Source organism: Spirosoma humi, from assembly GCF_054776575.1.
In genome coordinates this window covers 1,094,475-1,107,172 of sequence record NZ_BAAHBR010000015.1, presented here as the reverse complement: position 1 = coordinate 1,107,172, position 12,698 = coordinate 1,094,475, and the positions used below count along the sequence as shown (strand labels likewise).

At 48.3% G+C, this 12,698-nt stretch carries 12 protein-coding genes and 1 pseudogene; 6 read left to right on the top strand and 7 right to left on the bottom strand.

The features are described from left to right. Window positions 1-73 precede the first annotated feature (73 nt). Window positions 74-1,225 (bottom strand): galactokinase, encoded by a 1,152-nt coding sequence (galK, locus tag ACYU8Y_RS20935; protein WP_460940039.1) that lies wholly within the window; start codon window positions 1,223-1,225, stop codon window positions 74-76. 266 nt (window positions 1,226-1,491) lie between these two features. Here galK and ACYU8Y_RS20930 point away from each other — a divergent pair, with 266 nt between their 5' ends. The 3 genes from ACYU8Y_RS20930 to ACYU8Y_RS20920 all read left to right on the top strand — a co-directional run bounded on the left by ACYU8Y_RS20930 (window position 1,492) and on the right by ACYU8Y_RS20920 (window position 3,506). After that, on the top strand, window positions 1,492-2,211 hold the full coding sequence (locus tag ACYU8Y_RS20930; protein ID WP_460940038.1) for a tetratricopeptide repeat protein: 720 nt from the start codon (window positions 1,492-1,494) through the stop codon (window positions 2,209-2,211). A 105-nt stretch (window positions 2,212-2,316) separates the two neighbouring features. Further along, the gene (locus tag ACYU8Y_RS20925; protein WP_460940037.1) at window positions 2,317-2,667 is read left to right on the top strand and encodes a transmembrane 220 family protein; all 351 of its coding nucleotides are present in this window, start codon (window positions 2,317-2,319) and stop codon (window positions 2,665-2,667) included. Further along, on the top strand, window positions 2,664-3,506 hold the full coding sequence (locus ACYU8Y_RS20920; RefSeq protein WP_460940036.1) for a hydroxymethylglutaryl-CoA lyase: 843 nt from the start codon (window positions 2,664-2,666) through the stop codon (window positions 3,504-3,506). Before ACYU8Y_RS20925 ends, ACYU8Y_RS20920 begins: the two co-directional genes overlap by 4 nt. Before the next feature lie 9 nt (window positions 3,507-3,515). Here the strand turns inward: ACYU8Y_RS20920 and ACYU8Y_RS20915 are convergent, their stop codons facing one another. Continuing rightward, window positions 3,516-4,040, bottom strand: coding sequence for a DUF7935 family protein (locus tag ACYU8Y_RS20915; protein ID WP_460940035.1), 525 nt, complete (start codon window positions 4,038-4,040; stop codon window positions 3,516-3,518). Between the two features lie 103 nt (window positions 4,041-4,143). Between ACYU8Y_RS20915 and ACYU8Y_RS20910 the strand changes: the two genes are divergently transcribed. Further along, window positions 4,144-4,422, top strand: coding sequence for an iron-sulfur cluster assembly accessory protein (locus ACYU8Y_RS20910; protein WP_460940034.1), 279 nt, complete (start codon window positions 4,144-4,146; stop codon window positions 4,420-4,422). A 132-nt stretch (window positions 4,423-4,554) separates the two neighbouring features. Further along, the gene (locus ACYU8Y_RS20905; RefSeq protein WP_460940033.1) at window positions 4,555-8,400 is read left to right on the top strand and encodes a sensor histidine kinase; all 3,846 of its coding nucleotides are present in this window, start codon (window positions 4,555-4,557) and stop codon (window positions 8,398-8,400) included. Between the two features lie 44 nt (window positions 8,401-8,444). Here the strand turns inward: ACYU8Y_RS20905 and ACYU8Y_RS20900 are convergent, their stop codons facing one another. After that, the gene (locus tag ACYU8Y_RS20900) at window positions 8,445-9,038 is read right to left on the bottom strand and encodes an HNH endonuclease (protein WP_460940032.1); all 594 of its coding nucleotides are present in this window, start codon (window positions 9,036-9,038) and stop codon (window positions 8,445-8,447) included. A 359-nt stretch (window positions 9,039-9,397) separates the two neighbouring features. On the opposite strand from ACYU8Y_RS20900, the gene ACYU8Y_RS20895 reads away from it, so the two are divergent. Further along, the gene (locus ACYU8Y_RS20895; protein WP_460940031.1) at window positions 9,398-9,769 is read left to right on the top strand and encodes a CoA-binding protein; all 372 of its coding nucleotides are present in this window, start codon (window positions 9,398-9,400) and stop codon (window positions 9,767-9,769) included. Between the two features lie 72 nt (window positions 9,770-9,841). Here the strand turns inward: ACYU8Y_RS20895 and ACYU8Y_RS20890 are convergent, their stop codons facing one another. From ACYU8Y_RS20890 to ACYU8Y_RS20875, 4 genes and pseudogenes are all read right to left on the bottom strand, one after another. Continuing rightward, window positions 9,842-10,849, bottom strand: a complete 1,008-nt coding sequence (locus ACYU8Y_RS20890) for a 3-oxoacyl-ACP synthase III family protein (protein WP_460940030.1) — start codon at window positions 10,847-10,849, stop codon at window positions 9,842-9,844. A gap of 154 nt (window positions 10,850-11,003) precedes the next feature. Further along, window positions 11,004-11,153, bottom strand: a pseudogene (locus ACYU8Y_RS20885) (phosphoribosylformylglycinamidine synthase subunit PurS); the annotation flags it as partial. 77 nt (window positions 11,154-11,230) lie between these two features. After that, window positions 11,231-11,908, bottom strand: a complete 678-nt coding sequence (gene pssA / locus ACYU8Y_RS20880) for a CDP-diacylglycerol--serine O-phosphatidyltransferase (protein WP_460940029.1) — start codon at window positions 11,906-11,908, stop codon at window positions 11,231-11,233. 97 nt (window positions 11,909-12,005) lie between these two features. Continuing rightward, complete coding sequence (locus tag ACYU8Y_RS20875; protein ID WP_460940028.1) at window positions 12,006-12,641, bottom strand: MBL fold metallo-hydrolase; 636 nt, start codon at window positions 12,639-12,641, stop codon at window positions 12,006-12,008. Between the last annotated feature and the right edge of the window lie 57 nt (window positions 12,642-12,698).

The window sequence follows — 12,698 nt, the reverse complement described above, 5'->3', positions numbered from 1 at the left end:
AACAGTTAAACAGTCGAGTCATTAGTCAGTAAGGAATTGGTAGACAGATAAATCGACTGCCTGAACGACCCTTCTAACTAATTACATGCGTCCCGTCCTGGATTTTACAGACGTGAAGGTACGTATCTTTCCCCGTTCGGGCTTTATATTGTTTGGTAATCAGCTTTCTGAAATCGTCCAGCACATCTTCCTGAACCAGATTGATCGTGCAGCCTCCAAAGCCTCCGCCCATCATCCGGGCACCCAGCACGCCGGGTTGCTGCCGGGCAATATCCACTAGTATATCCAATTCGGGGCAACTCACTTCATACCAATGGCTTAGCCCTTCGTGCGAGCCATACATCAGTTGGCCAAATGCCGCAATATCATCGGCTTCAAGGGCCGTTACCCCATCGAGTAGTCGTTGATTTTCCTGAACAACGTACGCACAGCGACGATAAATCAGTGGTTCCGCATCACGCAAATGCTGATCGAGCATTGGCATGGTCACATCGCGCAGACTCTTGATTTCGGGGTAAAACGTTTGCAGAAAATGAACGCCCGCTTCGCATTGGGCCCGGCGCGTATTGTACTCCGAGGTTACCAGAGAGTGCTTGACCTGTGAGTCGCACAGAACAACGCTTATGCCATCCATTCGTAAAGGCGCGTACGTATAATCGAGGGACCGGCAATCGAGTTTGATAACATGATTGGCCCTGCCCATCATGCTGGCAAACATGTCCATGATCCCCACTTTAGCGCCCACAAACTCGTTCTCGGCCCGTTGCGACAACTTCACCATGTCTATTCGATCGACTCCTAACTGAAAGAGTTCATTCAGGGCGAAACCTACTCCATTTTCGAGGGCTGCTGACGACGACAGTCCTGAGCCCATGGGAATCGTGCCACCAAACACACAGTTGATGCCGTTCAGGGCATGACCTGCCAGCCGAAATTGTGCCACGACACCGAGCAGATAATCGGCCCAGGTGTGGGTAGGCGTCAGGTTGGTCAATGAACCCTGATAGGTTTTGTCAAGATCATGCGCAATGAAATGGAGTTCGCTGTCCGCGCGCTGACTTACGGCCAGGTAAATTGCCTTGTCAATGGCTGCTGGCAGCACAAATCCTTCATTATAATCAGTATGTTCGCCAATGAGATTAACGCGACCAGGGGAGCAAATCAGGATAGGTTCAGTGTTGAACGCTTGTCGGAAGGAATGGGTAAGCTGATCGAGTAAGTCCATGTTGGGTTCAGAAAATTTAGCGGTTTACTACAGCTAAACGCATAACCCGCTAAACAGCGTAACCGTCCCGAAAAACGATACCAGATTGGACGGAAACAAAAAATGGCAAACCAATGTCTCACCGCTACGACCACCTACCCTTGCTTCGGTCAAGACCTGGGGGATTCAGCAGGAGCTGGTAGCACCGATTTGCCGATGCAAAGTTAAGTAAATGTTAGCCAAACGACCAAATTTCGCCCGTACCTTTACGGCCAAATCAAGTAAGTATGAAGCATTCAGTAGGATTAATTTTAGGTATCGTATTCAGTATCAGTGCGTGTAGCTCATCGGATAAAAACGTTGAACAAGGCCGGATTTATTTAAAAGAAGGCAAATTCAGAGAGGCTGTGCAAGTGTTGAACGAAGCAATTGAGTCGGATGCGTCCAATGTGGAAGCATTTAACTCGCGGGGCGTTGCTTATTTTGAGTTAAAGGAATATGCAAATGCCGCCCTGGACTATGACCAGGCCATCAAATTAAAGCCCGATTTTTATCGGCCTTATTACAATCGGGGGTTACTGAAAGTCGCGCAAAATGACCAAACGGGGGCCTTGAAGGATTACTCGGATGCTATTCGGTTAGTACCTGACACCAGCCGGAACATTGCTGCTGAGTTGTTTCTCAACCGGGGACAGTTGTTCGCCACGCAAGGGCAGGTTCAACCAGCGCTCACGGATTTCTCGAAAGCTATTTCCTTAAATCCAAAGAATGCGTTGGCGCTCTATAATCGGGGCAATCTGCGGTTTACGGAAAAAAATCTGCCCGGCGCTATTGCCGATTTTCAGCAGGCCATTCAGTCAGACCCGAAGTTCGGGAAGGCTTTTTATGGATTGGGCATTGCCCAAATGATAAACAATGAGCGCGAGAGTGGTTGCCTGAGTCTCAAACAAGCGCAGAATTTAGGCTATGCCGATGCGGGCAATGCGGTCGCAGAATATTGTCAATAAGTCCTTGTCAGTTGGGAAACCCTGATAATGGGCAGCATGTCAAGTAAAACAGAGGCTGCAGAGACTTACCCTTTTTACGACTGACACGTTTTACCCGTTTACTTTATGAGAAAGACGATTTCAATCATCTTTGGCCTGTTATTTATTCTGTTTGCTGCTGTTCAGTACAATGACCCTGACCCGGAAATTTGGGTGCCTATTTACGGGCTGGCCGCCATTGCCTGTTTTATGGCCTACGCCGGTCTGGGGAAATGGTGGTTTTTCGTCGGAATGGCCGTTATGTACGTTGTTGCCGCTATTTATCAATGGCCACCTGTTTTTGAAGGCTTCATGTTCAGCGAAACAGGTATGCGGAGCATGAACATTGAAATGGCTCGTGAAGCGGGCGGACTCGCCATTTGCGCTGTTATTATGGGAATGCTGGCCGTGCTTGTCCGTCAACCGATACGCCGATGAAGCTCATTGAATGTCCGCGCGATGCCATGCAGGGACTGGCCCATTTTGTACCGACAGATCTTAAAATACGGTACCTCAACGCGCTGTTACAGGTTGGATTCGATACCTTAGATTTCGGTAGTTTCGTATCGCCTAAAGCCATACCGCAAATGCGTGACACCGCTGAGGTGCTGGCGGAGTTAGACTTATCCGGCACAAAAACAAAGCTACTCGCCATTATAGCGAATGTTCGGGGGGCGGAACAAGCCCTGGCTTACCATCAACTCGATTATGTCGGCTTTCCATTATCTGTATCCGAGACGTTTCAGCAGCGGAATACCAACAAGTCTATTGGCCAGGCTTTTACGGAGGTAGCGGCCATTCAGGCATTGTGCAATCAGCAGGGAAAAGAGCTGGTTGTTTATTTGTCCATGGGCTTTGGGAATCCTTATGGAGATGCCTACAGTCCTGATCTGGTCGGTGAATTTACGGATCAGTTAGTTCAGGCGGGGGTTCGGATTATGGCACCATCCGATACGGTCGGGTCCTCTACACCCGAAGCGATCGAATTCCTATTTACGTACCTGATTCAACAATTTCCGGAGGTCGAATTTGGGGCTCATCTGCACGCCAAGCCCGGTGAAGGCCCGGCTAAAGTGCAGGCGGCTGTGCGGGCGGGCGTTCGTCGTATAGATGGGGCCTTGCGCGGTTTTGGGGGTTGCCCGATGGCGGCTGACACCCTCACCGGTAATTTGCCGACCGAAGAAGTCATTCAGACGCTGACTCAGCAGGGAGTCAAACTCGCCATCAATCAGGAAGCGTTTCAAAAGGCCCTCACCTTATCGGCGGGGATATTCTAAACGGCCTCCTCACATAAACATCACCTGAATTTCTTCCTTAACAGCTTTGAGGGCATCGGCCGTGGGCTGTTTGTCTTTCTGGATAATCCGCTCGAAAATTCGTTTGGAAAGTTCAAGAGCCGGGGCATCGGGACGCGTGTCGCCCGAGGCCTGATTGACGAGGGTCATCACATCATTCATCGCGGCCTGAATCTGATCCCAGGTGGCCTGACTCATGTATACCTGCTGGGACAGATTATGGTTATACTCATCTCTGATTTCCTGTAATAATCGCTGCTGAAACTCCAGCACCGTGGTTGAACTACCGCTCAGCCGCAGTAATAAATTATTCGGGCTAATCCGCTCAAGAAACAAAACCATTCGTTCGTAGGCCTGCAGACGTATGGGCACAACGGTGTCGGTATACCGATTTTTAACGTCGAATTTGTGCCGGTCGGCTTCCCGCTCCAGCAACAGTTTAACGGTCAGATACATGCCGTACAAGACTAAGCCAGCTGGCACAAGCAACTTTAGGAAATCACTCAATAGGTTCATACAAGGGTAACATTGTTTAGCGGAAAAAGGTAATTTTACGTTAACCTATTATCATTTACCAACTATTTTGTCGATAACAGACAACTGTTTACGCACACACGACATGCTCGATAATCCCGTTCTTGTCAAACCCGAAGCGCGTCAGCAAATTCTGGACACGTTGCAGGCGAATAAAATTCCTGGTGACTACGGACTGCGGGTCGGCGTCCGGGGGGGCGGCTGTGGCTCATCCTGGCTGTTAGGCTTCGACCTACCAGGCCCCTCCGACGAAGTGTATAACGTGGAAGGCGTGCAGGTCATTATTGATCGCAAACATTTACTCTATGTGCTGGGGGCCGAAATTGGTTATGAGCCAGGTGGTTTTACCGTAGAGAAAGGGTGATTAGTAGTAATTTATACGAATTCAGTAAAAATAAGTATCTCCTTATCCATTTGATAGTAGCTTAGGCGTAGCTAATTTCGAAATCTGGCATGATTTTAGGGCTATTCTGGTCAAAGCCAACACCTACCTTTTGTGAAACGCATTGAAGAACATGTTTTTTTGCTGTTAGCCGTTCTGGCTGCGGCCTTGTCCATTGTATGCTTCTTCGTACTAGAGCAGAATGCACCAGGGGCCACAGATGAGCAATACGTGAGCGCTGTTCAACAACGGGTAAAAGAAGAGTTACTGGTCAGTGCAACCGAACTGGATAGCGTGGCGGCTCTGCTGAAACGGAAACAAACCCCCACTTTCGCTGACTTAAACATAGCGACGAGGTATCCTTATTTCGTGTTTCGTAATAAACAGATGGTCTACTGGTCCGATCATCGGTTTATTCCTGATTTTGCCCGGCTGGCTTACGTAACCTCGCCTAAACTGGTTGATTTCGACAAGGAACGGTATATCGTTAGTCATAGGCGAGTCGCTAGCGGGGCAGGGGAGGTGGACGTTTTCTCGTTGATCAATATTTACCGCTATTACCATAGTAACAATATCTACCTGCAATCGGGCTACAATCCAAATTTGTTTTCGCTCGATCCCATTGCCCTATCGAGCCAACGATCAAATACGTTTCAGGCTATTTATGATAATTCATCGGCCTTTCTTTTCTCGGTAGTACCCCCCAGAGTCGATGCGTACCGTAACCATAGTACGCCTGTCAATACGGTTATCCTAGGCACGTTGGCCGTAATTTTTCTGGGCCTTTATGTCGTTCAGCTTATGGTTCGGTTGAATCAGAATCGGAAATACGAACTGGCATTTATGTGTCTGGCGGCCTATCTACTGCTGCTGCGGGCGGTAATGCTTTATTTTGGCGTACCGTTTTTGTTTTTTGAATCAGATCTGTTCAATCCTAAGTTCTACGCATCGTCGATATTTGTCCCTTCTTTGGGCGATCTATTATTAAATGCACTGGTTGTTGTAGCACTGGCCTTTTACGGCGTTCGCCATTACTACCGCATGCGTAGCTACGCTTTTCTGCTGCATTTGCCCGTATGGCTGCAGCGACTTCTGTCGGTCGCTTGCGTCATTGCCAGTTATGGGGTCTTCACCCTTTGCTATATCGAGCTTAACAATATTTACGAAAAGTCGCAGTTCACGCTGGACATTACACTGAACATTCGGTTCTCATTTCTGAAAATCGTTTGTTTACTTGTTTTCATTACCATTGCGTTCATCTACTTTTTGATTACGCATCTGCTGGCGAGTCTATTTTTACGGTACAATCGAAAAAATGTTGGCCAGGGCACGCTGCTCCTTCTGGTAGGTACATTAATCAGTGCCGGACTTTGGCCGGGGATAGGGTGGCCAATCAAGGTTATATTTCTTCTCAACGGCGTTTATTTCCTGCTCATATTCGTCAGTGGATTTACAAAAACCCTCTACGGTTTTCGCTATAAAACGTCCATCTACTTTTTTCTGGCGGCTTTTGTGTACGCTGTAATGACGGCTTATGTCGTTTATAACCAAGAGGTTAAGAAACAACTGGTCCACGAACAGGAGTTTGCTATGCAGCTCCTGGCTGAAAACGATGAGTTTGGTGAGTTTCTGATGAGCAAGGCGCAGGAGTCTATCCAGCGTGATGCCGATATCGGCCGGGCATTGCAGACCGATACATTGCTGGTACGGGAACGTATTCAGCAGCGGGTAAAAAGTTTACACCTCGACAAATATTTCGATAAATACGATATTGAAGTGTTTTCGTTTCGAGCCAACGGGCGTCCGCTCGATATTAGCCCGAATGCGGGTTCATTAGCCTCTTTTACAAGCCGCTATCGGCAGCCGGATTATCAGACGGAGTACCCCGGTATCTACTTTGTCAACGAAGTCAAGAATAAGTTTGTAAAACAGTATTTATGTTTCATTCCCATCCGGCAGACAGGGCGGGACGCGTTAGCCGACCAGCCCAGATCGACGGTTGCCAAGGACACCCTGGGGTATGTTGTGCTCGACCTGCGCCTACGAAACGAGCGCCCCAAAAGCGTTTATCCTGAACTGCTGGTCGATACAAAATTTACGCAAACGCCCGATGTACAGGCCTATAGTTATGCTTTTTTCAGTGGTTCGACCGCTGGCGTTCATTCCTTAGGGCAACCATCACAGCACCGGCTACTTTACACCACCGGTAGCTATAACTATGACCGAAAGTTCGATCTGGCCTTACTGGATAACGCGGCTTTGTTTGAAAATGGCTTGTCCAGCAATGGGTATCAGCATGTTGCGCAGCGAGGACAGGATGGCCGAATTGTCGTCGTGTCGTCGGCTGAGTATCCCTTCCGGAATATATTTTCCAATTTCTCATTCCTTTATCTCCTGCTGGTTTTATCGGTGATCGTCGTAATTCTGGGCTACGCCATCAATTACAGATTCTCTGAATTCAGCATTAACTATTCGACCCGAATCCAAATCCTGTTGAATGTTGCTTTTTTTCTGCCCCTGTTGTTCGTCATTGTGATCATCGCTAATGTGATCAGTTCAAATTATATAGCGAATCAGGAAAGTACGTATATCAGCAATACACGCAACATTGCCGCCAATTTCCTAACCTATCTGGATGAGCATTTACACGCGCAAAAGCGTAGTAAGGCGTCGATGGAAGAAGAATTGGGCAAAATAGCTCGCGACGCCGATATCGACATTAACCTGTTTGACACACAAGGGCGATTGTATACGTCCACGCGGCCCCTTATTTACGAGAGTGGTTATTTGTCCAAGTACATCAATCCGGAGGCTTACATTCATATCATCGAGGATAAAGAGAATGAGCGCCTGTTAAACGAGTCCCTGGGCACAAAACAGTACAGAACGGCCTATGCGGGTATCAAGTCGTATGATGGGCGCCTGCTGGGCGTGTTGAGTATCCCTTATTTCTATGCCCGTCCCGAACTCGACCGGCAGATCATCGAGGTGATTGCGTCGGCATTGAGCATCTTCACGGCGCTGTTCCTGTTCTTTCTGATCCTTTCCTATTTTGCCTCCCATGTGCTGACAGAGCCGCTGCGGCTGCTGACGCAAAAAATTAGAAAAACAAACCTTGAGCGACCAAACGATCCTGTTCACTGGCAATCAGACGACGAGATTGGTTTGTTGATCCGGGAGTATAACCGAATGCTGGTTAAGCTGGAAGAGAGTAAGCAGGCACTGGCCCAGACTGAGAAACAGTCGGCTTGGCGGGAGATGGCCAAACAGGTAGCGCACGAAATCAAAAACCCGCTAACACCCATGAAGCTCACACTTCAGCACCTGCAACGAACATTTCCCAATCCGAAGGAAGGGTCGGGGGCGCCAGACCCAGCCCGGCGTATTATTTTGCGAACGTTCGACTCCCTGCTCGACCAGATTGATAATCTGAGTGATATTGCCACGTCTTTTTCTGAATTTGCCAAAATGCCTTTGCCCAAAAAGGAAACATTTGAAGTAACGGGCGTTTTCAACAAAACCGCGGATCTGTATGCCGATGACAAACGCATTTCGCTCCGACGGGAAATAAACAATGGGCCTATTATGGCTGTGGGTGACCGGCAACTGATTGGGCGAATCCTGACGAATTTGCTCATTAATGCCATTCAATCGGTGCCGCCGGGGCGTAAACCTGAGATCGACCTCAAGCTGTACACCAACACGGACACCGTACAAATTGAGATTCACGATAACGGGGCGGGCATCCCCGAAGCAATCAGAAGTAAAGTGTTTTTACCAAATTTCAGCACCAAGCGGGGGGGATCGGGCCTGGGCCTGGCAATTGCCAAGCGGGGTGTCGAACATGCGGGAGGCACTATCTGGTTTGAAACAACCGACAACGTAGGTACAACTTTTTTTGTTACCCTCCCGTTAGCCGGTGTTCTAGGTCCCTTACGGGATGAGACCTTTACTTATTGAGCGTTTCAAAAGGCCAATTACAATCGTCGGACGTCAAGAGTAAGCTAGTCTATTTTAACGTGTTTCCAGTTCTCGCCCGACCGAATGCGGTTAAGTTGTGTATGCGTAATGCCAAACTGTTTGGCGATCATTTTCAGCCGGTTCTTTTCATTCAGCAACAGTTTCTTGATAATCCGGACCTTGCTCTCCGTAAGCTTGTAGTTGCGGGTTTGGCGGGGCAACTGGCGGTTTTTGAGACTGGGATTGTTCCGATTGTGTTCAATCATTTCATCTTTCGTCACCCAGCGCAGATTATGGTGATAGTTGTTCTGCTTGTCATGATCGAGGTGAATAACGAACGTCTGGTCTGGCTGCTCGCGCTTGACAAAATGTTCGGCCACCAGTTTGTGTACATAGCGGTTGAGCGTTTTTCCTCCCGAACGGATGTTCAACGACCGGTAGCCCTGAATGACGGAGCCTTTAATGAATTTGCTGTTGGTCTGGTCGGCACCGGTACCCAGGCGTGTCGCTGATGCCGACTGAAAACTACGCAACCGACCGTAATTTGAGACCTCATAATGAGGTGGGTTTTCGATCCCCTCAAACACAATAACCACCCACTTCTCATTCCAGAAACTTTGGCTCTCTTTGGCGTTCATGAACAAAGCAAATTTTACGCGTAGCTACTGACTTAATCGTACTAAGCAGAAACCGGATAAATAAAATCGACTAGTCAAAGAAAAGCAAACCAATTGATGATCGCTTGATTTCAAATAGACTGTTCTGACTGTCCGATGTTTTTTGTCGTTTACACGAGTATTGATTCTTAACAAGAATAACGTCAAATGGTTGCCTTATTTTTAGGTTAAATCGGTGAATTGAAGATTCTGGACGCACAATCTGCACAACTACCTGGCCTGGCAGACCCTATTATATTGACCGGATTCGAAACCGCCAAAGCTCTGATTTAGTTAAGAATGGACTAGCAATAAGCGGGTAGTTGGTGCCCGACAAGGACATGGATACAAACGTAAGGAAAACAGTAGTCGTTGGCGCCACAGAAAAAGCGGGCCGTTACGCCAATCTGGCAGCCTACAGCCTGCTTCGTCATGGGCATGCTATTGAATTGATTGGTCGCCAGGAAGGGCATATAGAAGGTCACCCTATTCACACCGACCAGCCTCATTTCGAGGACATCGAAACGGTAACGATGTATGTTGGCCCTCAAAACCAGCCGCCACTTTATGACTATATCAAAAGTCTGAAGCCCAAGCGGGTTATTTTTAACCCCGGCTCCGAAAATCCGGAGTTCGAGCGTCAGTTAAAGGCGGAAGGCATTGAACCCATTGAAGCCTGTACACTGGTCATGCTCTCTGTGGGCACGTATTGATTGGCAGTAGGCTACAAGATGTATGGACCAAGGCGAAAGCAACAAGTCATACGCCTGTAACATACTGCCAAACTACCACTTAATTAATGCGGAGGCCCAGGTAAAGCCGCTGCCGAAGGCCGCCAGGCAGACCAGATCGCCGGGCTTTATGCGTCCCTGTTCAAACGCTTCTGTCAAAGCAATGGGAATGGAAGCCGCTGTGGTATTGCCGTACTTCTGAATGTTGTTGAATACTTTCTCATCGGGCAGATTCATCTGTTGTTGCACATAGCCCGAAATACGGATATTGGCTTGGTGCGGTACCAGTAAAGAAAGGTCATGGGGCTGATAGCCATTGGCCACCAAACTCTCGTTGATCACCTCCATGAACCGGACGACCGCGTGTTTGAAAACCGCGTTACCATTCATCGTTACGTTGTAATGGCCTTCTGCCAGCGTGGCTTCTGTAAGCCATTGCCCCTCTCGACTACTGCCCGGATCCCGGATGTACAGGTCTTCGGCGTAGCGGCCATCGGCGTGGAGGTGCGTCGATAAAACCCGGTGTTCCGGATCGGTGGTGGCTTGCAGGACGGCTGCACCAGCACCGTCGCCAAAAATGACTGCCACTCCCCGGCCTTCATTACTCTTATTGAGCAAGGATGACTGGATCTCTGAACCAACGACCAGGATGGTTTTGTACATCCCTGTTTTGATGAACTGGTCGGCAATAGACAGCGCATAGACAAAGCCGGAGCACTGATTTCGGATATCAATGACGCCAATGCCCTCTAATCCTAACTCACGCTGCATAAGAAAGGCCGATCCTGGAAAGTAATAGTCAGGTGTTATGGTCGCGTAGACGATAAGATCAACCGACGAAGCGTCCAGTCCGGCCCGGTCGAGAGCCATGCGCGACGCGGCCGTTGCCATGCTGGCATTGGTATCTTTACCGTACGTAAAATAGCGTCGTTGTTTGATACCCGTCCGTTCCTGAATCCAGGCGTCGGAGGTATCCATGTATTGCGTTAAATCGTCGTTCGTAACAACGTTGTCAGGAACGTAAAAACCTAACCCTTTTATACTGGAGTACACGGTAGTCATTAAATACGGGTAAAATAGTCTGCAAAAATAGCACTTTTTGCGGTTCAGTTTGCACCTGATGAAAGTAGGCTACTCTAGCAGAGAATGAACAGTTATTATGCCGTATAGGGCTCAAACGAATACTATTCTATAATCAGGTTCGCCAACAGCAGGTCGCATCAACATTCAGACGGATGTGCTTACCGATGCGGACGTTGTCGATGGTGTACAAATGCAGGTTATAGAGGCCCAGTTTAACGGCTTTATCTTGAGGAACCAGAATTTCTGATCGGGTCATGATGTCAATTTCAGCGATGTATTTCACTGTAAGGAGTAAAAAAGTGAACGAATGAAAGAGCGAAGTCATCCGGTAGCTTTTCACTCTTCTACTCTTTCGCTCTTTCACTTTTTAGAAAAAAGTGAAACAAGAATATAGAGCAGAATAATTAATGGAATAGCGGCAAAGTGCAGAAATAGCAGGAGCAGCGCGGAAGCGATCAGGAAACTAAATTTAACCCGGTTTTCGGCCCAGCCGAATGACTTGAATTTGAGCGCGAAAAGCGGCAATTCGGAGACGAGCATGAACGAGAAGGCAATCATCATGCCCAGCGCTATATCATTTTTCCAAATGCCATCGTACTGTGGCTGGTAACGCTCCATAAGCGGAAACGCAGCCAGGAGCATGGCATTGGCCGGAACGGGTAGCCCGATAAAGGACTCGGACTGGCGCGTGTCGATATTGAAATTGGCCAGCCGCAAAGCCGACAGAACGGCAATCAGAAAGGCCCCGTACGAGATGGCGCCTAACTCCTGGAACCAGCATAACTGGAAAACGATGGTGGCGGGTAAGGCACCAAACGTAACCACGTCGGCCAGTGAATCCAGCTCTTTGCCAAATGGTCCCGACACCTTTACCATACGGGCCACAAACCCATCGCCAAAATCAAGAATGGCGGCCAGGCCAATTAACCAGGAAGCTGTATCCAGATGACCACGAAGGGCCATGACCATGCCGATACACCCACACAGCAAGTTGCCGCAGGTCATGGCATTAGGAAGGTGTTTGAGTAGTGAAGCCAAGAGTGAATGGTAAATGAGACGTATAACCTGTCAGATGATATATGACGTGAATGAATAGAGAATGCTTTATCGTTGATCTTTACTCATCCTCCCACGATCATTTGACATAAGGGTTGGTTTGTTTTTCCGTGCCGATGGTGGTTGGCTCCATATGACCCGGATAAACAGTGTAATCGTCTGGTAAAGTGAATAATTCCGTTCGAATACTATTGATTAGATCGGCATGGTTCGAATACGGAAAATCTGTACGGCCTACGCTTTCTTTGAACAGAACATCCCCGCCAATTACGTATCGCTCTGCATGATTGATAAAGGCAACATGGCCCGGTGCATGACCTGGTACGAAGACGACATCCAGAACCGTGTTGCCGAATCGAAATTGGTCCCCTTCTTTCAGAAACGCATCAATTGTCGATGGTTCGAAGCCTCTCAGCCCATAAAGCGCACAACGGGTCGGTACGTCATTAAAAATAACCATGTCGAGTTCGTGCAAAAAAGCCTTCACGTTGAACTTACGCTTTACGTAAGCCACCCCAAACACATGGTCAAGGTGAGAGTGGGTTAAAAGGACATACTTGACATCGAGCTTATTCGTGTCTATAAACCGACCCAATGCCTCTTTTTCCGCTTGTTCGTAACAACCCGGATCGATAATAACGGCTTCGCCCGTCGCATCGTCGGCGATGACGTACGTGTTTTCCTGAAAAGGCGAGAACTCGAAAATTTGAATCATGTCGTAAAACAATCGGGCGGCCGTTGCCGCATACTGCCTATAGTGTAACACATTATG

What these genes read in the sequence shown, in the direction of transcription:
- ACYU8Y_RS20910 (WP_460940034.1), top strand. Translation starts at nt 4,144, where the DNA reads ATGCTCGATAATCCCGTTCTTGTCAAACCCGAAGCGCGTCAGCAAATT.
- ACYU8Y_RS20925 (WP_460940037.1), top strand. Translation starts at nt 2,317, where the DNA reads ATGAGAAAGACGATTTCAATCATCTTTGGCCTGTTATTTATTCTGTTT.
- ACYU8Y_RS20915 (WP_460940035.1), bottom strand. Translation starts at nt 4,040, where the DNA reads ATGAACCTATTGAGTGATTTCCTAAAGTTGCTTGTGCCAGCTGGCTTA.
- ACYU8Y_RS20900 (WP_460940032.1), bottom strand. Translation starts at nt 9,038, where the DNA reads ATGAACGCCAAAGAGAGCCAAAGTTTCTGGAATGAGAAGTGGGTGGTT.
- ACYU8Y_RS20875 (WP_460940028.1), bottom strand. Translation starts at nt 12,641, where the DNA reads ATGATTCAAATTTTCGAGTTCTCGCCTTTTCAGGAAAACACGTACGTC.
- ACYU8Y_RS20920 (WP_460940036.1), top strand. Translation starts at nt 2,664, where the DNA reads ATGAAGCTCATTGAATGTCCGCGCGATGCCATGCAGGGACTGGCCCAT.
- galK (WP_460940039.1), bottom strand. Translation starts at nt 1,225, where the DNA reads ATGGACTTACTCGATCAGCTTACCCATTCCTTCCGACAAGCGTTCAAC.
- ACYU8Y_RS20930 (WP_460940038.1), top strand. Translation starts at nt 1,492, where the DNA reads ATGAAGCATTCAGTAGGATTAATTTTAGGTATCGTATTCAGTATCAGT.
- ACYU8Y_RS20890 (WP_460940030.1), bottom strand. Translation starts at nt 10,849, where the DNA reads ATGACTACCGTGTACTCCAGTATAAAAGGGTTAGGTTTTTACGTTCCT.
- ACYU8Y_RS20895 (WP_460940031.1), top strand. Translation starts at nt 9,398, where the DNA reads ATGGATACAAACGTAAGGAAAACAGTAGTCGTTGGCGCCACAGAAAAA.